The organism is Pseudomonas sp. WMBT8 (assembly GCF_050916005.1).
In the GTDB taxonomy this organism is placed as follows: Bacteria; Pseudomonadota; Gammaproteobacteria; order Pseudomonadales; family Pseudomonadaceae; genus Aquipseudomonas.
The window spans coordinates 683,047-700,553 of sequence record NZ_CP188096.1 but is presented as its reverse complement, the minus strand read 5'-3'; the positions used below and the strand labels follow the sequence as shown (position 1 = coordinate 700,553).

Here is a 17,507-nt window from a genome sequence, read left to right as displayed (position 1 = left end):
GCCTTCGATGTTGAAACCTGCGAAGAAACTGCAAAAAGTCCTGATCGCCAACCGCGGCGAGATCGCGCTGCGGATCCTGCGCGCCTGTAAGGAAGAGGGCATCAAGACCGTCGCTGTTTACTCGACGGCCGATACCGAATTGATGCACGTGAAACTGGCGGACGAAAGCATCTGCATCGGCCCGCCACTGGCCACGAACTCGTACCTGAAGGTCTCGAACATCATCGCTGCGGCTGAAGTGACCGGCGCTGATGGCATCCACCCTGGCTACGGCTTCCTCGCGGAAAACGCCGATTTCGCCGAACAGGTGGAAAAATCCGGCTTCGCCTTCATCGGCCCGAAAGCCGAGACCATTCGCCTGATGGGCGACAAGGTGTCGGCCAAGGACGCCATGATCGCAGCCGGCGTGCCTACCGTTCCAGGTTCCGACGGCCCGCTGCCCGAGGACGAGGAAACCGCCCTGCGCATTGGTCGTGAAGTCGGTTACCCGGTGATCATCAAGGCCGCCGGCGGCGGTGGTGGTCGCGGCATGCGCGTGGTGCACAAGGAAGAAGACCTGATCGAAGCGGCCAAGCAGACTCGCTCCGAGGCGGGCGCCTGGTTCGGCAACCCGATGGTCTACCTGGAAAAATACCTGACCAACCCACGTCACGTGGAAGTCCAGGTACTGTCCGACGGCCAGGGCCACGCCATCCACCTGGGCGACCGCGATTGCTCGCTGCAACGCCGTCACCAGAAGGTCCTGGAAGAAGCTCCGGCACCGGGCCTGGATGAAAAAGCACGTCAGGAAGTCCTGGCACGCTGCGTCAAGGCTTGCATCGATATCAACTACCGTGGCGCCGGGACTTTCGAGTTCCTCTACGAGAACGGCCGCTTCTACTTCATCGAGATGAACACTCGTGTGCAGGTAGAGCACCCGGTTTCGGAGATGGTCACCGGTATCGACATCGTCAAGGAGATGCTGAGCATCGCCGCTGGCAACGTGCTGTCCTTCACCCAGGACGACGTGAAGATGCACGGTCACTCCCTGGAGTGCCGGATCAACGCCGAAGACCCGAAAACCTTTATCCCGAGTCCAGGCCTGGTCAAGCATTTCCATGCACCCGGCGGCAACGGCGTTCGCGTCGATTCGCACCTGTACAGCGGCTACAAGGTTCCGTCCAACTACGACTCGTTGATCGGCAAGCTGATCACCTGGGGCGCCACTCGCGACGAGGCCATGGCCCGTATGCGCAATGCCCTGGACGAAATCGTGGTCGACGGCATCAAGACCAACATCCCCCTGCATCGGGATCTGGTTCGTGATGAAGGCTTCTGCGAAGGTGGTGTGAACATTCACTACCTGGAACACAAGCTGGCCAACCAGTAAGTTTGTGCTCCACCCACAAAACCGCCTTCGGGCGGTTTTGTCGTTTATGCGCACACAAGAACACCACAAAACCCTGTAGGAGCTGGCTTGCCTGCGATAGCGGTAGGCCTGGCACTGATGAGCAAGCTGACACCCCGCCATCGCAGGCAAGTCAGCTCCCACATTTGGCTCCCGTGCTGTCAGTGGTGTCGTCTTCTGGCCTGCTCTCGCGTAAACTTGCGCCCTTTCGCAGCCCCACCCCGCTGCACACTCATTTTTTCAAAGGTGCCCGCCATGCCTTGGCTGCAAGTCCGTCTCGCCATCAGCCCAGAACAAGCCGAAACCTATGAAGACGCGTTCCTCGAAGTGGGCGCCGTGTCGGTGACCTTCATGGACGCCGAAGACCAGCCGATTTTCGAGCCTGAGCTGAACACCACCCCGCTGTGGTCCCACACCCACTTGCTGGCGCTGTTCGAAGACGGCACCGACGCCAGCAGCGTGTTTGCCCACATGGAACTGCTCACCGGCGGCCCGCTGCCCGAGCACCATAGCGAAGTGATCGAAGACCAGGACTGGGAACGCAGTTGGATGGACAACTTCCAGCCTATGCGTTTCGGCCAGCGCCTGTGGATCGTGCCAAGCTGGCATGCGGCCCCGGAGCCTGAGGCAGTCAACCTGCTGCTGGACCCGGGCCTGGCGTTCGGCACCGGCACCCACCCCACCACCGCCCTGTGCCTGGAATGGCTCGATGGCCAGGACTTGCAAGGCTGCAATGTGTTGGACTTCGGCTGCGGCTCGGGGATCCTGGCCATCGCCGCGCTGCTACTGGGCGCCAACGAAGCCGTCGGCACCGACATCGACGTGCAGGCCCTGGAAGCCTCCCGCGATAACGCCGGGCGCAACAACATCCCTGAAGGCAAATTCCCACTGTACCTGCCGGAGCAATTGCCCCAGGTGCAGGCCGACGTACTGGTCGCCAATATCCTCGCCGGGCCGCTGGTCTCACTGGCCCCGCAACTGTCGAGCCTGGTCAAGCCGGGCGGGCGCCTGGCGCTGTCGGGGATCCTCGCCGAGCAGGGCGAAGAAGTCGCCGCCGCCTATGCCCAGGACTTCGACCTGGACCCCATCGCCAACCGCGATGGCTGGGTACGCATCAGCGGTCGTCGGCGCTAGAATGAGCGCCTGCATGAATCGGATGGCCGCATGACCGACAGTTTTGTCACCCAGTGCCCGCATTGCCAAACCCGTTTCCGCGTCAGCCATGCCCAGTTGAGCGTGGCCCGCGGCGTGGTTCGCTGCGGCTCTTGCCTGCAAGTGTTCAATGCCGCCCGGCAACTGCTGGAGCAGCGCGCCCACGCGCCTGAAACGCAGGCCGCCGAAGCCCCGCCGCGCGCCATCAGCCAGAAGCAATGGACCGCCGAGGAGCTGGACCTGGACCACCTGGACCTCGACGAAGAACTGGCCAAGCTGGAACGCCGGGAAATCCAGCACACCCAGCCCCAGGGCAGCGAACGACGCCAGGCAGGTGCGGACCGCCGGCAAAAAGACGAGTCGATGAGCGCCAGCCGCGACACCGCCAAGGCTGAAGAAGAACAATGGGCCGCCAGCCTGTTCAGCGACCCACCGGACGAACGGGCTGCGACAATCGCCCACGCCGAGCAAGCCGCCGAACCGGCCCCAGCCCCCACGGGCAAAACCCAGCGTACCGAGCCCTCGATGTCCTTCGACATCCACGAGGTGGACGACGAGCCCGTACTGCATGCTGACGAGCCTCTCGACCCGCCCGAGCCAACGCTCAGCAGCGAGCTGGACGAACCCGAGCCTGAGCCACGCCGCAAGCGCACACGCGCCACGGGCAACGCCCATGACGAGATGCTGCAGGACCTGGAAGACGACCCGCTGCACCTGTACACCGGCAAACGCCCGGCCGGCTGGGGCCGCCGCCTGCTCTGGCTGACCCTGGTGCTGCTGGCCGCCGCCGCCCTCGCTGGCCAGTACATCGCCTATCAGTTCGACGACCTGGCCCGCCAGGACAAGTACCGCCCGTGGTTCCAGGAACTGTGCCCGAAACTGGGCTGCACCGTGCCGTCGCGGGTCGATATTGCCCATATCAAGAGCAGCAACCTGGTGGTGCGCAGCCATCCCGAGTTCGCCGGCGCCCTGGTGGTGGATGCGATCATCTACAACCGTGCGACGTTCTCCCAGCCGTTCCCGCTGCTGGAGTTGCGTTTTGCCGACCTCAATGGCCGGATGATCGCCAGCCGGCGCTTCAAGCCCGCCGAGTACCTCAGCGGGGAGCTGGCCGGCCAAACCGAGATGCCGTCCCAGACCCCGATCCATATCGCCTTGGACATTCTCGACCCAGGCAACAAGGCTGTGAACTACAGTCTCAGTTTCCACTCCCCCGAGTGATTCGCAGCGCACGTCAAGGTTCGGACGGCAGGTTATTGACTTGCTCGTCCACGACCAAACCGCTGGCGATAAGAAAATAACTGCTCAGATTTTATCCAATTCAGCCTTTAACCAGTCATCGAGAGCGGGTATCATGCCAACCCTTTTTCGAACTCTAATGATCCGGCCCCACAACAGGGAAGTCCTATGTCGGCGGTACGCATCGGCCCATATACATTGCCAAACGCTTTGATTCTCGCCCCGATGGCGGGTGTCACCGACCAGCCCTTTCGTCAGCTGTGCAAACGTTTGGGCGCGGGCCTTGTAGTTTCGGAAATGGTCACCAGCGACATGAGCTTGTGGAACACCCGCAAATCGCGGATGCGCATGATCCATGAAGGTGATCCCGAGCCGCGCTCGGTACAGATCGCCGGTGGTGATGCGCAGATGCTGGCGGATGCGGCCCGGGCCAACGTGGAGCTGGGTGCACAGATTATTGATATCAACATGGGTTGCCCGGCAAAAAAGGTCTGCAACAAGGCCGCCGGCTCCGCCCTGTTGAAGGATGAGCAGTTGGTGGCCGAGATCCTGCACGCCGTGGTGGGTGCAGTGGATGTGCCGGTCACCCTGAAGATCCGCACCGGCTGGGACCGGGACAACAAGAACGGCCTGACGGTGGCGAAGATCGCCGAACAGGCAGGCATTACAGCGCTGGCGGTGCATGGCCGTACCCGTGCGGACCTTTATACCGGCGAGGCTGAATACGACACCATTGCTGCGATCAAGCAGGCGGTGTCGATTCCGGTCTTTGCCAACGGCGACATCGACTCGGCCGAGAAAGCCCGGCGCGTGCTGCACGCAACCGGTGCCGATGGGCTGTTGATCGGCCGGGCCGCCCAGGGGCGGCCATGGATTTTTCGTGAGATCGAGCACTTCCTGCGTACCGGCGAAATCATGCCGGCACCGGGGCTGATCGAGGTGGAACGTATTCTGCTAGAGCATCTGGCCGCCCTGCACACCTTCTATGGAGACGTGATGGGCGCGCGCATAGCTCGCAAGCATGTGGGTTGGTATCTCGCAACCCTGCCCGGCGCCAAAGAGTTTCGTGCCGGGTTCAATCGTTTGGATGAAACGCAAGCACAGGTCACCGCCGTTCGTGAGTTCTTTGCCGAACGAGACAAGAGCCTGAGAGCAGGGGACGCAGAAGGGGTGGCCGCATGACGATGATGACCGAGACTTTAGTGAGTGGAACAACACCCGTGAGCGACAACGTCAATTTGAAACAGCACCTCAACACGCCGAGCGAAGAAGGCCAGACCCTTCGCGGGAGCGTCGAGAAAGCGCTGCACAATTATTTCGCCCACCTTGAGGGCGCGGCCGTCACGGATGTGTACAACCTGGTGCTCTCCGAAGTCGAGGCGCCCTTGCTCGAAAGCGTGATGAACTACGTCAAGGGCAACCAGACCAAAGCCAGTGAGCTGCTGGGCCTGAACCGTGGGACCCTGCGCAAGAAGCTCAAACAGTACGATTTGCTGTAAGCATTCAATCAAACCAGAAAGGCGCCCGCGTAAAACCGGTCGCCTTTTTTGCTGACTCCTTTGCTTTTGATGGAAATTGAGATGACCGACCAGACTACCCGCCTGCCGATCCGCCGTGCCTTGATCAGTGTTTCCGACAAGACCGGGATCCTCGAATTTGCCCGGGAGCTGGAAGCCCTGGGCGTGGAAATCCTCTCCACGGGTGGGACCTTCAAACTGCTGCAGGACAACGGCGTGGCCGCAGTAGAAGTCGCGGACTACACCGGTTTCGCAGAAATGATGGACGGTCGGGTCAAGACCCTGCACCCGAAAATCCACGGCGGCATCCTCGGCCGTCGCGGTATCGACGATGCCATCATGAACGAGCACGGCATCAAGCCGATCGACCTGGTGGCCGTCAACCTCTACCCGTTCGAAGCCACCATCAACAAGCCAGGCTGCGACCTGCCGACCGCGATCGAAAACATCGATATCGGCGGCCCGACCATGGTGCGCTCGGCAGCCAAGAACCACAAAGACGTGGCCATCGTGGTCAACGCCAGCGACTACGCCCAGGTGTTGCAAAGCCTCAAAGCCGGCGGCCTGACCTACGCCCAGCGTTTCGACCTGATGCTCAAGGCCTTCGAACACACCGCCGCCTACGACGGCATGATCGCCAACTACATGGGCACCGTGAACCAGGCCGCCGAGACCCTGAGCACTGAGGGCCGCAGCCAGTTCCCGCGCACCTTCAACAGCCAGTTCATCAAGGCCCAGGAAATGCGCTACGGCGAGAACCCGCACCAGAGCGCGGCGTTCTACGTGGAAGCCAAGCCTGCCGAAGTGGGGATCGCCACCGCGACCCAACTGCAGGGCAAGGAGCTGTCCTACAACAACGTGGCCGACACCGACGCCGCGCTGGAATGTGTGAAGAGCTTCGTCAAGCCGGCCTGCGTGATCGTCAAGCACGCCAACCCGTGCGGCGTGGCGGTGAGCCCGGACGCTGAAGGCGGGATCCGCCAGGCCTACGAGCTGGCCTACGCCACCGATACCGAATCGGCATTCGGCGGCATCATCGCCTTCAACCGCGAACTGGATGCCGAGACTGCCAAGGCCATCGTCGAGCGTCAGTTCGTCGAAGTGATCATCGCCCCATCCGTCAGCGAAGAGGCCCGTGCCATCGTTGCCGCCAAGGCCAATGTGCGCCTGCTGGCCTGCGGTGAGTGGTCGGCTGACCGCGCCGCTGCCTGGGACTACAAGCGCGTCAATGGTGGCTTGCTGGTACAGAGCCGCGACATCGGCATGATCGGCAGCCAGGACCTGAAAGTGGTGACCCAGCGCGCACCGACCGAGCAAGAGATCAACGACCTGATCTTCGCCTGGAAAGTGGCCAAGTACGTCAAGTCCAACGCCATCGTCTACGCCAAGAACCGCCAGACCATCGGTGTCGGCGCCGGCCAGATGAGCCGCGTTAACTCGGCGCGTATCGCGGCGATCAAGGCTGAACATGCCGGTTTGCAAGTCGCGGGTTCGGTGATGGCATCGGATGCGTTCTTCCCCTTCCGTGATGGCCTGGATAACGCTGCAAAAGCAGGTGTTACTGCGGTGATTCAACCGGGTGGCTCGATGCGTGATGCTGAGGTGATTGCCGCGGCTGATGAAGCCGGCATTGCCATGGTCTTCACCGGCATGCGCCACTTCCGCCACTGATCCAAATGTGGGTGGGGCTTATGTGGGAGCGGGCTTGCTCGCGAATGCGGTGTGTCATTCGACACATTCCTCACAGGCCCACCGCTTTCGCGAGCAAGCCCGCTCCCACATTTTAAAGCGCTCCAGCAGCGCCTACAGAATTTGAGGTTTTTGAAATGAATGTTTTGATCATTGGCAGCGGTGGCCGTGAACACGCCCTGGCTTGGAAAGTCTCCCAGGACCCACGCGTGCAGAAAGTCTTCGTCGCTCCCGGCAACGCCGGTACCGCCATTGAAGCCAAGTGCGAAAACGTCGCCATCGACGTCTTGGCCCTTGAGCAACTGGCTGACTTTGCCGAAAAGAACGTGTCCCTGACCATCGTTGGTCCGGAAGTGCCGCTGGTGGCGGGTGTCGTGGACCTGTTCCGCAGCCGTGGCCTGGACTGCTTCGGTCCGACCGCTGGCGCCGCCCAGTTGGAAGGCTCGAAAGCCTTCACCAAGGACTTTTTGGCGCGCCACAAGATCCCGACCGCCGACTACCAGAACTTCACCGAGATCGAGCCGGCCCTGGCTTATCTGCGCGAGAAAGGCGCCCCCATCGTGATCAAGGCCGATGGCCTGGCCGCCGGTAAAGGCGTGATCGTCGCGATGACCCTGCAAGAAGCCGAAGACGCGGTACGCGACATGCTCGCCGGCAACGCCTTCGGTGACGCCGGTTCGCGGGTGGTGATCGAAGAATTCCTCGACGGTGAAGAAGCCAGCTTTATCGTGATGGTCGACGGCAAGAACGTCTTGCCGATGGCCACCAGCCAGGACCACAAGCGCGTCGGCGACGGCGACACCGGCCCCAACACCGGCGGCATGGGTGCCTACTCCCCTGCCCCGGTGGTCACCGCCGACGTGCACCAGCGCGTCATGGACCTGGTGATCTGGCCGACCGTGCGCGGCATGGCCGATGAAGGCAATGTCTACACCGGCTTCCTGTACGCGGGCTTGATGATCGACAAGGCCGGTAACCCGAAAGTCATCGAGTTCAACTGCCGCTTCGGCGACCCGGAAACCCAGCCGGTGATGCTGCGCCTGCAGTCGAGCCTGGTGCTGTTGGTGGAAGCCGCCCTGGCGCAAGCGCTGGACAAGGTTGAAGCGCAGTGGGACCCACGCCCAAGCGTCGGCATCGTACTGGCCGCCGGTGGCTACCCTGCCGACTACGCCAAGGGCGACCTGATCCAGGGCCTGGACGCAGCGGCTACACTGGAAGGCAAAGTGTTCCACGCGGGTACCGCGCTCAAGGATGGCCAGGTCGTCACCGCAGGTGGCCGTGTACTGTGCGCCACCGCCATGGGCGCCAGTGTCGATGCCGCCCAGCAGCAAGCGTACAAGCTGGCCGCGAAGATCGACTGGCAGGGCTGCTTCTACCGCAAGGACATCGGCTACCGCGCCATTGCCCGTGAGCGGGGCGAAGATCAGTAAGCAGCTGTCCGTTCGGCTAGGCAGGGGCCTTTGGCCCTTGCCGTCCCATTACGGTCCCGCGCATAGTTAACCCCGTGCATCAACCTACGAAGGGATTTCGCCGTGCGCTGGCTCAGGATCGCCATAGTTTTTACAGTCAGCCTGCTGACCCTGCTCTGCCTTTTGCCGGCCCAGGCCGCCGCACAAGGTAGCGGCTGGGCGGTATTGCTTGATGAACAGGCCGACCTGCAACTGAGCGACATTCGCTCGGCACGCTACACCAACCAATTTAGCCCCATCGAACTGGACCGGATCACCGCCGCCGAGCCCAATGGTGCGCTGTGGGTACGTTTCAGGCTGCAGCCCGGCAAGCACGAGCAAGTGCTGCGGGTCTTCGCGCCGGACCTGGCGCACCTCAACCTGTATGTGCTGGACGGCGACACGCTGATCGAGCAAGTGAACACCGGCACCCGCCAACCCCAGGCCGAACGCCCGCTGCCGAGCAGCGACTTCATGCTGCCCTTGCCCCAGAGCCAGAAGCCCCTGGATGTATATGTGCGCCTGGTTTCGGAGCACGAGCTGCGGCCATACCTGACCCTCGAACCCGCCGTGATGGCCGCCGCCAACCAGACCCAGACCCTGGTCTATGGCCTGCTGTTCGGCTGCCTGCTGATGCTGATCCTGCACAACCTCACCCGCTACGCCTACCATCGTTCGCGCAGCAGCCTGTGGCTGGCGGCCTGCGAAGTGCTGCTGTTGCTCAGCCTGTTGCTGCTGCTCAACCTGCTGGGCCCCTGGCTGCCGAACTGGCACGCCATGCAAACCCCGGGGGCCTATATGGCGTTGCTGCTGACCGCACCGTGCGGCCTGATGTTTGCCTACCGTTTCTTCGCGCCACTGGGCCCGCATCCACTGAACAAGCTGCTGATGGCGGACATCCTGCTGATCGTGCTGTGCGGCCTGTTGCTGCTGTTCGTCAACACCCTGCCACTGAACATCATCACCTATGCCCTGGTGGCGCTGGCCGGCCTGAGCATGCTGTTTGTCTCGGCCTACCACTGGCAAAAAGGCTACCGGCCGGCCCGCTTGTTCCTGCTGGCCATGGTGGTGTTCAACACCGGCACGCTGATTATCCTCCCGGCCCTGCTGGGCCTGACCCTGGTGGCCCCGCAAGGCCTGATCATCACCTTGCTGGCGGTGATCTGCGTCAGCGGCCTGCTGATGAGCCAGGCCCTGGGCGAGCGCCAGCGCAGCATCGTCGAGGACCGCTTCAGCCTCAGCCGCGACCTGGCTGCGAGCAACGCCGAAATCGCGGCCAAGGCCGAGTTCCTGGCGAAGATCAGCCACGAAATCCGCACCCCCATGAATGGCGTGCTGGGCATGACCGAGTTGCTGCTGGGCACGCCTTTGTCGGTCAAGCAGCGTGACTACGTGCAGACCATCCACAGCGCCGGTAATGAGTTGCTGACCCTGATCAACGAGATCCTCGACATCTCCAAGCTCGAGTCCGGGCAGATTGAACTGGACGATGTGCAGTTCGACCTCAACGCCCTGATCGAAGACTGCCTGAGTATCTTTCGCGCCAAGGCCGAGCAGCAGAACGTCGAGCTGATCAGCTTTGTCCAGCCCCAGGTGCCCCGGGTCATCAGCGGCGACCCGACGCGCCTGCGCCAGGCCCTGTTGAGCCTGCTGGAAAATGCCCTGCAAAAGACCGACGAAGGCGAAGTGCTGATCGTGGTCGCCCTGGACGAGCGCAGCAGCAAACCGCGTCTGCGCATTGCCGTGCAAGACAGCGGCCTGCCGATGGAAGCTGCCGAGCGCGACGCTCTGCTGCACAGCGAACTGCACAGCAAGAATTTCCTCTCGGCCACCCGCCTCAGCGGCCACCTTGGGCTGGTGATCGCCCGCCAACTGATCCTGTTGATGAATGGCGAGTTCGGCATCAAGGCTGGCAGCCAGCAAGGCAGCACGCTATGGCTGACCTTGCCGCTGGACCCGGAGCGCCTGGAACACCCGACCTCCGACCTCGACGGCCCGCTGCAAGGCGCACGGGTGCTGGTGGTGGACGACAACGACACCTGTCGCAAGGTGCTGGTGCAGCAATGTACCGCCTGGGGCCTGAACGTCAGCGCCGTGCCCTCGGGCAAGGAAGCCCTGGCCCTGCTGCGCACCAAGGCGCACCTGCGCGATTATTTCGATGTGGTGCTGCTGGACCAGAACATGCCTGGCATGACCGGCATGCAACTGGCGGCGAAGATCAAGGAAGACCCGAGCCTGAACCACGACATCCTGCTGATCATGCTCACCGGTATCAGCAACGCGCCAAGCAAGATCATCGCGCGCAATTGCGGGATCAAGCGCATCCTCGCCAAACCGGTCGCGGGCTACACCCTCAAGACCACCCTGGCCGACGAGTTGACCCAGCGCAGCAAAGGCGTGGTGCAACCCCGCCACCCCGCGCCGAGCGCCCCGGTGGCCGTCACGGTGCCCAGCGATTTCCGCATCCTGGTGGCCGAAGACAACAGCATCTCCACCAAAGTGATTCGCGGCATGCTCGGCAAGCTCAACCTGCAACCCGACACCGCCAGCAACGGCGAGGAAGCCTTGCAGGCGATGAAGGCCCAGCGCTACGACCTGGTGTTGATGGATTGCGAAATGCCGATCCTCGATGGTTTCTCCGCGACCCAGCAATTGCGGGTCTGGGAAGTCAGCAACCAGCGCACCCGCACGCCGGTGGTGGCGCTGACCGCGCACATCCTCTCGGAACACAAGGAGCGCGCACGCCAGGCCGGGATGGATGGGCACATGGCCAAGCCGGTGGAGCTGTCGCAACTGCGCGAACTGGTAGAGTTCTGGGTGACGCAGCGTGAGCAGCCGGCAGAGCAGGCGCATACGTCCTGAATCACCACATCCCTGCGGGTACCGGAGCTGGTTTGTGTAGGAGCTGGCTTGCCTGCGATAGCATCACCTGGATATACCTGATGTACCGAGGCGATGCTATCGCAGGCAAGCCAGCTCCTACACAAGCCCACTCCCACATTGGTTCGCAGTCGCGCCTTCCGGCCTGCAAGCCTGATAAACTCTCCCTCGCCCTTCCTTCGCTGTGAGCTCCCACCATGCTCCACGTGTTGTTCAGCGTTTATTTGAAGATGCTGGTGCTGTATAGCCCCTTCTTCGTCCTGTCCTGCTTTATCAGCCTGACCCGTGGCTATTCCAGCAAGGAACGGCGGCGCCTGGCCTGGAAGGTCGCCTTGGCGACACTGGTGTCGAGCGTGTTGCTCTACCTGTTTGGCCGGGTGATTTTCAGTGTGTTTGGCATCACCGTGGATGCCTTCCGCATCGGCGCCGGCAGTGTGTTGTTTATCTCCGCCCTGGGCATGGCCCAGGGCAAGTCGGCAGTGCAGACCGACAACGTGCAGCAGGACGTGACCATCGTCCCCCTGACCATCCCCTTGACGGTCGGCCCCGGCACCATCGGTGCGCTGCTGGTGATGGGCGTCAGCCAGCCCCATTGGGATGACAAGCTCACCGCGATCCTGAGCATTGCCCTGGCCAGCCTGACGGTGGGCGTGGTGCTGTACTTGTCCAACCGCATCGAACGCATCCTCGGCGACCAAGGGCTGCAGATTGTCAGCCGCCTGATGGGCTTGTTCGTGTGCGCACTGGCAGCGCAGATCATCTTTACCGGAGTGCGCGGTTACCTGGTGCCCTGAGGCAACGGTCAGATCCGGTATTGGGCAATCGCCAGCAAGACCTTGTCGCCTGCACTCTCGCGCAACTGCTTGAGGGTTGCGTCGTTGACCACGGCAGGATTGAGCATCAGGCAGGTCTGGCCACTGTAGGCTTCGACCGTGGAACTGTCCCATTCAAAAAACGGCACCCCCACTTTCTTGCTCACGCCATGGGCGCTGTAGGTCACCAGCACCATCAACACCTCTCCGTCGACCTCAGAACAGGACGCCAGGCCAAAGTCGCCGCCCTCATGGTTGACGATATTGCGCTTGAACAGATCAAACGGTGCCGACAGCTGCTTCAACGCCTCGAAGGCATCCGCCGCCAACTTGGGCAGTGCCATGGCCAGGGAGCCCGACAGGAACGTCGAGGCCACCGTGGACGTGATGATGTTCAGCGCCGCCATCTGCACGCTCAGCCCCTTCACCGAAGTGGTGACCCGCTCGAAACTGCTGCGTATCGGCAACCACCCAAGGTTGCCCATGACCTTGATGAACTCGTCGTACCAGGCCTGCGTACCACGCCCCACTTTCAGCACATCACTCACGTAGCTACTGGCCAACAGGTAACTCTTGCGGGTGTATTCCTTGTTGAGGCGGCTCATGCCCGCCACAAACGAAAACACACTGTTGTTGATCACCGCGCCATTCAAGTCGCCATCGGCCTGGGCGGGCCCTGGCGACCCCGACGGCTGACTGGTCAGTGGCAGCCGGTATGCCGCAATCAGCTTGTTCTTTTTCGCCACGTCGATTCGTTTATGTTTGCGCTCCATAACTGTTTCTCCACAAAAACCCACACGGGCTTACAAGAAACACTAGTCGTGTGATTGAACTTTTTTCAGTGGGTACAAATAGGGTTATTTGGCCGTAGGAAAAACCTGCGCCCCTTGGCCCCCTCGCAAACACGGGGGATGGGGTGAAGCCTGATAACAGCAGGCTTACTTTCTGCAACTAAAAGGGAGGAACCGTTGATGGCATTGCGAAACGGCGGGGGTGAATGCAGAAATCTCTGTCATCGATGATTGGCGTTTTCTGACAGATCAGCGGCCCCATCGCGGGGCCGCTATCGTTTCAGGAGGCCGGCTTCTCGCCATACCAGCGTGGCGTGTACACCCACTCGCCACCGCCCACCCGAGGGAACGCGCAGGTGGTGGACGAACCGACCAGCACCATGGTGCGCATATCCACCTGGTCCGGGGTCAACTGGCCCAGGGTGGTGGTGCGCAGCGTCTGCCCGGGGCGACCGATATCGCGTCCCAGCACTACCGGCGTGCTGGCAACGCGGTGCCGGGCGACGATTTCCAGGGCGCGCCCCAGCTGCCAGGGGCGCGAACGCGAGATCGGGTTGTAGAACGCCAGGGCCAGGTCGGCCTCGCATGCCAGGTCCAGGCGTTTCTCGATGATCGACCAGGGCTTGAGGTTGTCCGACAGCGACATCACGCAGAAGTCGTGCCCCAGTGGCGCACCCGCCTGGGCCGCCGTGGCGAGGGACGCCGAGACCCCCGGCAGGATCTCCAGCTCGACCCGCTGCCAGGCCGGGTCGCTGGATTCGTGCAACGCCTCCAGCACCGCCGCAGCCATGGCGAACACCCCAGGGTCACCGGAAGACACCACCACCACCGAACGCCCCTCGGCCGCCAGCGCGAAGGCATGCCGCGCCCGCTGCATCTCTTCGCGGTTGTCGGTGCAGTGCTGCACCTGGTCGGCCCGAAACGGCCCGGCCATGCGCACATAGGTTTCGTAGCCCAGCACGTCGGTACAACGCGCCAGCTCAGCCTTGACCGCCGGCACCATCAGTTCGGCAGCGCCGGGGCCCAGGCCGATCACCGCAAGGCGGCCACGGGGGCGACCCAGTTGCGCCAGGTCCACCGGCGCGGCGCTCGAATGGATGACCAGCTCCGGTCCAGCGGCCAGCGCCGTAAAGCGCAGCGGTACGCCCAGCTCCAGCGCGGCTTCATGCAATTGGCCACTGGCCATATCGGCGTTATCGGCCAGCAGGCACGCCAGGGACTGCACGGCGATGCCATCCTGCTGCAACGCCTGGCGCACCTGCGCGGCCAAACCGACGCCGGGGCGGCAGGTGATCCAAGTGTTTTTCGGATAGATCAGCAGCTCATTGGCCGCTGGCACCCGCTCGGCATTGCCGACATGAATGCTCAGGCGCGCCTGCTGGTCCTGCGCCAGGTTGGCCTGCTCCAGCCATGGCGCGGCGCCTTCGATACGCACATGCTCGCCGGCCAGCAGGTCCGAGACAAAGCGCTTGCCCAGTTCAAGGTCCGCCAGTTGATAACCCTGGGGCGGGTTGAGCAGGCAGGTGCCAAAACGCAGCTCACCACTGGTGGTAATCGCGGCAGCCACACCCAGGGCCGCCGCGATTTCCCGCGCCATGATATTCACCCCGCCCAGGCCACCGAGCAACGGCACCACCGCGCTACCGTCTTCAGCAACAGCCAGCACCGCCGGCTCCTCGCCTTTTTCCAGCAACAGCGCCGCCAACGTGCGGATCACAATCCCCGCGGCGCACAAGGCAATGATCGGCGTGCCCTGCTGATACAACTGACGCAGGGTCACGCCAAATTCGCTATAGGCCTGGTCGGCCCCCTCAACCCGGCCGGCCAGGCCGTGGATCAAGGCGCCGGGGTACACCTGCTGGATACTGCGCGCGGTGGCCAGGCTGCCCTGGCCGAGGACTACGATCGCCGGCGTCATCACCCTTGCCACCTTTCGCCCGGCACGATGATCAGCGAGAAATACGGCGAAGACATGGGCTCGACCTGATCCAGCGCAACGATTTTCTGGTTGGCCATGGTGGCGCGCTCCACATATAGCGCGCGCCCGGCCAGCCCCAGCTCTTCAAGCACCTGGCGCACCTTGGTGAAGTTGCGCCCCAGCTTCATGATCACCGCCGCATCGGCATCGGCCAGGCGGCGCTTGAGCTCGTCGTGGGGCAGCACGCCGGACAATACCGACAGGCTCTGGTTGCGATACACCAACGGCGCGCCCAGCACCGAGGCGCCACCGAGCATCGAGCACACCCCGGGAATGACCTGGGCGTCGTAGCGTTCGGCGAGGCGGTCATGCAGGTACATGTAGGAGCCGTAGAAGAACGGGTCGCCTTCGCAGATCACCGCCACATCGCGCCCGGCATCCAGGTGCGCGGCCACCTCGACACTGGCAGCGTCGTAGAAATCGCTGATCACCTGTTCATAGGACAACGGCGCCGGCAAGGCTTCGGTGGTCACCGGGTACACCAGCGGCATCAGCGTCTGCTGGGGCACCAGATGCTCTTCGATAATGCCAAACGCATTGCCCTTCTTGCCCTTGGCGACGAAGTACGCCACCACCGGCGATTCGCGCAGCAGGCGCAGGGCCTTGAGGGTAATCAGTTCCGGGTCGCCAGGGCCGACGCCCAGGCCGATCAAACGTCCACGCGCCTGCATCATTCGACCTCCGTGGCCAGGGCGTTGACCGCTGCGGCGGCCATCGCACTGCCGCCCAGGCGGCCCTGCATGATCACAAACGGCACGCCACGGCTGTCTGCGGCGAGCATCGCCTTGGACTCGGCGGCACCGACAAAGCCCACCGGGAAACCGAGGATCAGCGCCGGCTTGGGGGCGCCGGCGTCGAGCATTTCCAGCAAGTAGAACAAGGCAGTCGGCGCGTTGCCGATCACCACCACGCTGCCAGCCAGGTGCGGGCGCCACAGTTCCAGGGCGGCGGCGGAACGAGTGTTGCCCAGCTCCCGTGCCAGCTGCGGCACGCTATCGTCGCGCAAGGTGCAGATCACCTCGTTGTTGGCCGGCAGGCGCGCACGGGTCACGCCTTCGGAGACCATCCGCGCATCGCACAGGATCGGCGCACCGGCGGCCAGAGCTTCACGGCCGGCCTTGCCTGCGCCTTCAGAGAACTGCAAACCGTCGATAGCCTCGACCATGCCGCAGGCATGAATCACCCGCACGGCGAGTTTTTCCAGGTCGGCCGGGATGCGATCCAGCTTGGCCTCTGCGCGAATGATCGCAAAGGAGTTGCGATAGATCTCCTGACCGTCGCGGATGTAATCAATCATCGGTGCTGCTCCGTGGACGGGCACGCAACACGGCGCCCGCCGCTTCAATAGAAAGGTTGTGCGCGTGCAGGCGGCCGAAACCCGGCTGGCCTGCATCGCGAAAATAGAGGTCGTAGTGCCCGGTGCCCACCGCCAGCAAGGTGACCGGGGCAATGTGCGCCGCAGCGCAGGTGCGCGGGCAGCCGGACAAGTGCACGTCGAGGCCCTGGCCGTGGTCCTGTAGCAACGTGGCCAGGTGCAGGGCGTCGGCCTTGGTATCGGCCTGGGCCTTGGCGCAGCCGCTGGACCCGGTGCAGGCAATCATCCGCGCCAGGGCCTGGTCGGCCGAACAGAGGAAGCCCAACTGCGCCAGGCCTTCGGTAACGCCCACGGCAACGTCCGGCGCCAGGTTGGGCAGCAGCAAGCCTTGCCATGGGGTGAAGCGCAATGTGCCGTCGCCATGCTCCAGGGCCAGTTGCGCAGCGCCTCGCAGCATGGCCGAGTCCAGGCGCCCCAATGGCGTGACGGCGGCCACGTAGACCCGCTGCGGTTGGCGCTGTGGATAAGTGCCCAGGCGCAAGCTGCTCGGGCTGGCGCGGCGGCGATAGCCATCGGCGCGGAGCAACGGCAGGTGCAAACGCCCGACGAAGTTATCCACAGACGTTTGCGCCAGCACCTCGCGCATGCGGTTCTGCTCCGGGCGCGCCAGGTCGAGGAACAGCTCCAGCACGGCGACGACCAGCCCATGGCCTTGCTCCACGGGGACAGCGGCCAGCGGTTGATCTTGCGCGGGGCAACCGGCCAGGCCGAACGCCAGCCAGGTCTGGCCCTGCGCGGCATAGGCTGATAACCACAGGTCGTGATGATGTTCAAGCATCGCCAGGGCTTCGCCGCCATCCAGTTGCACGGCGAACTTGGCCGACAACTCATGGAACCTTGGATGGGTTTGCAAGGTGGCGAGGATCTGGTCCGCCAGGGGCCGGGTGTCCAGCAGCATGTCGCGGTCGATGCCTGCGCCGGGGCTGAGCATCACATTGCGCACGTCATCACCACCGGCGGTGGTCGGGCCCAGGCCTGCGGCCAGCAGATGCGCGATCAAGCCGTCATGCTCCGGGCCAATACCGCGAATCTGCAGGTTGGCGCGGTTGGTCGCCTCGATCACCCCACCGGCGTAAACCTGCGCGGCGTGCGCCACGGCCAATGCCTGCGCGGCGGTGATGGCCCCACCGGCCAATTTGATCCGGCAAATCCCGCCATCCAACGCCTGGACAATACGCAGCAACCCCGGGCAACCCGAGGGGCGTTTGCTAGTGGACAGAGGAAGTGGCTTCACGGGGG

General features: G+C 63.3%; 14 protein-coding genes. 9 read left to right on the top strand and 5 right to left on the bottom strand.

The genetic code is table 11. The annotated features are described in order from the left end of the window. Positions 1-7 precede the first annotated feature (7 nt). The 9 genes from accC to ACO77H_RS02905 all read left to right on the top strand — a co-directional run bounded on the left by accC (position 8) and on the right by ACO77H_RS02905 (position 12,106). The gene (accC, locus tag ACO77H_RS02945) at positions 8-1,369 is read left to right on the top strand and encodes an acetyl-CoA carboxylase biotin carboxylase subunit (RefSeq protein WP_003188188.1); all 1,362 of its coding nucleotides are present in this window, start codon (positions 8-10) and stop codon (positions 1,367-1,369) included. Between the two features lie 273 nt (positions 1,370-1,642). Then, positions 1,643-2,521, top strand: coding sequence for a 50S ribosomal protein L11 methyltransferase (gene prmA, locus ACO77H_RS02940; protein WP_170042524.1), 879 nt, complete (start codon positions 1,643-1,645; stop codon positions 2,519-2,521). Between the two features lie 30 nt (positions 2,522-2,551). Next, positions 2,552-3,760 (top strand): DUF3426 domain-containing protein, encoded by a 1,209-nt coding sequence (locus tag ACO77H_RS02935; protein ID WP_432754981.1) that lies wholly within the window; start codon positions 2,552-2,554, stop codon positions 3,758-3,760. Between the two features lie 186 nt (positions 3,761-3,946). Then, positions 3,947-4,960 (top strand): tRNA dihydrouridine synthase DusB, encoded by a 1,014-nt coding sequence (gene dusB, locus ACO77H_RS02930; RefSeq protein WP_169952057.1) that lies wholly within the window; start codon positions 3,947-3,949, stop codon positions 4,958-4,960. Next, entirely contained in the window at positions 4,957-5,277 is a 321-nt protein-coding gene (fis, locus tag ACO77H_RS02925) for a DNA-binding transcriptional regulator Fis (RefSeq protein ID WP_003186237.1), read from the top strand. Before dusB ends, fis begins: the two co-directional genes overlap by 4 nt. 81 nt (positions 5,278-5,358) lie before the next feature. Beyond that, complete coding sequence (gene purH, locus ACO77H_RS02920) at positions 5,359-6,966, top strand: bifunctional phosphoribosylaminoimidazolecarboxamide formyltransferase/IMP cyclohydrolase (protein WP_169952059.1); 1,608 nt, start codon at positions 5,359-5,361, stop codon at positions 6,964-6,966. 155 nt (positions 6,967-7,121) lie between these two features. Then, positions 7,122-8,414 carry a phosphoribosylamine--glycine ligase gene (gene purD / locus ACO77H_RS02915; RefSeq protein WP_169952061.1) on the top strand — a complete coding sequence of 431 codons (1,293 nt, stop codon included), beginning with the start codon at positions 7,122-7,124 and terminating at the stop codon, positions 8,412-8,414. Positions 8,415-8,516: 102 nt separating this feature from the next. Beyond that, a complete protein-coding gene (locus ACO77H_RS02910) occupies positions 8,517-11,294 on the top strand; it encodes a response regulator (RefSeq protein ID WP_432754980.1) in 2,778 nt (925 codons plus the stop codon). A 215-nt stretch (positions 11,295-11,509) separates the two neighbouring features. Next, complete coding sequence (locus ACO77H_RS02905; protein WP_003171467.1) at positions 11,510-12,106, top strand: MarC family protein; 597 nt, start codon at positions 11,510-11,512, stop codon at positions 12,104-12,106. A gap of 8 nt (positions 12,107-12,114) precedes the next feature. Here ACO77H_RS02905 and ACO77H_RS02900 read toward each other — a convergent pair whose 3' ends face one another. The 5 genes from ACO77H_RS02900 to cobG all read right to left on the bottom strand — a co-directional run bounded on the left by ACO77H_RS02900 (position 12,115) and on the right by cobG (position 17,487). Next, positions 12,115-12,897: a hypothetical protein gene (locus ACO77H_RS02900; RefSeq protein WP_169952065.1), complete on the bottom strand. Its 783-nt coding sequence runs from the start codon at positions 12,895-12,897 to the stop codon at positions 12,115-12,117. Between the two features lie 298 nt (positions 12,898-13,195). Next, on the bottom strand, positions 13,196-14,833 hold the full coding sequence (gene cobJ, locus ACO77H_RS02895; RefSeq protein ID WP_432754979.1) for a precorrin-3B C(17)-methyltransferase: 1,638 nt from the start codon (positions 14,831-14,833) through the stop codon (positions 13,196-13,198). Continuing rightward, the gene (locus ACO77H_RS02890) at positions 14,833-15,567 is read right to left on the bottom strand and encodes a precorrin-2 C(20)-methyltransferase (RefSeq protein ID WP_407073407.1); all 735 of its coding nucleotides are present in this window, start codon (positions 15,565-15,567) and stop codon (positions 14,833-14,835) included. The genes cobJ and ACO77H_RS02890 overlap by 1 nt, the downstream gene beginning before the upstream one ends. Next, the gene (locus ACO77H_RS02885) at positions 15,564-16,190 is read right to left on the bottom strand and encodes a precorrin-8X methylmutase (RefSeq protein WP_169952069.1); all 627 of its coding nucleotides are present in this window, start codon (positions 16,188-16,190) and stop codon (positions 15,564-15,566) included. Before ACO77H_RS02885 ends, ACO77H_RS02890 begins: the two co-directional genes overlap by 4 nt. Then, positions 16,183-17,487 (bottom strand): precorrin-3B synthase, encoded by a 1,305-nt coding sequence (gene cobG / locus ACO77H_RS02880; protein WP_170042569.1) that lies wholly within the window; start codon positions 17,485-17,487, stop codon positions 16,183-16,185. The genes ACO77H_RS02885 and cobG overlap by 8 nt, the downstream gene beginning before the upstream one ends. Positions 17,488-17,507: the final 20 nt, after the last annotated feature.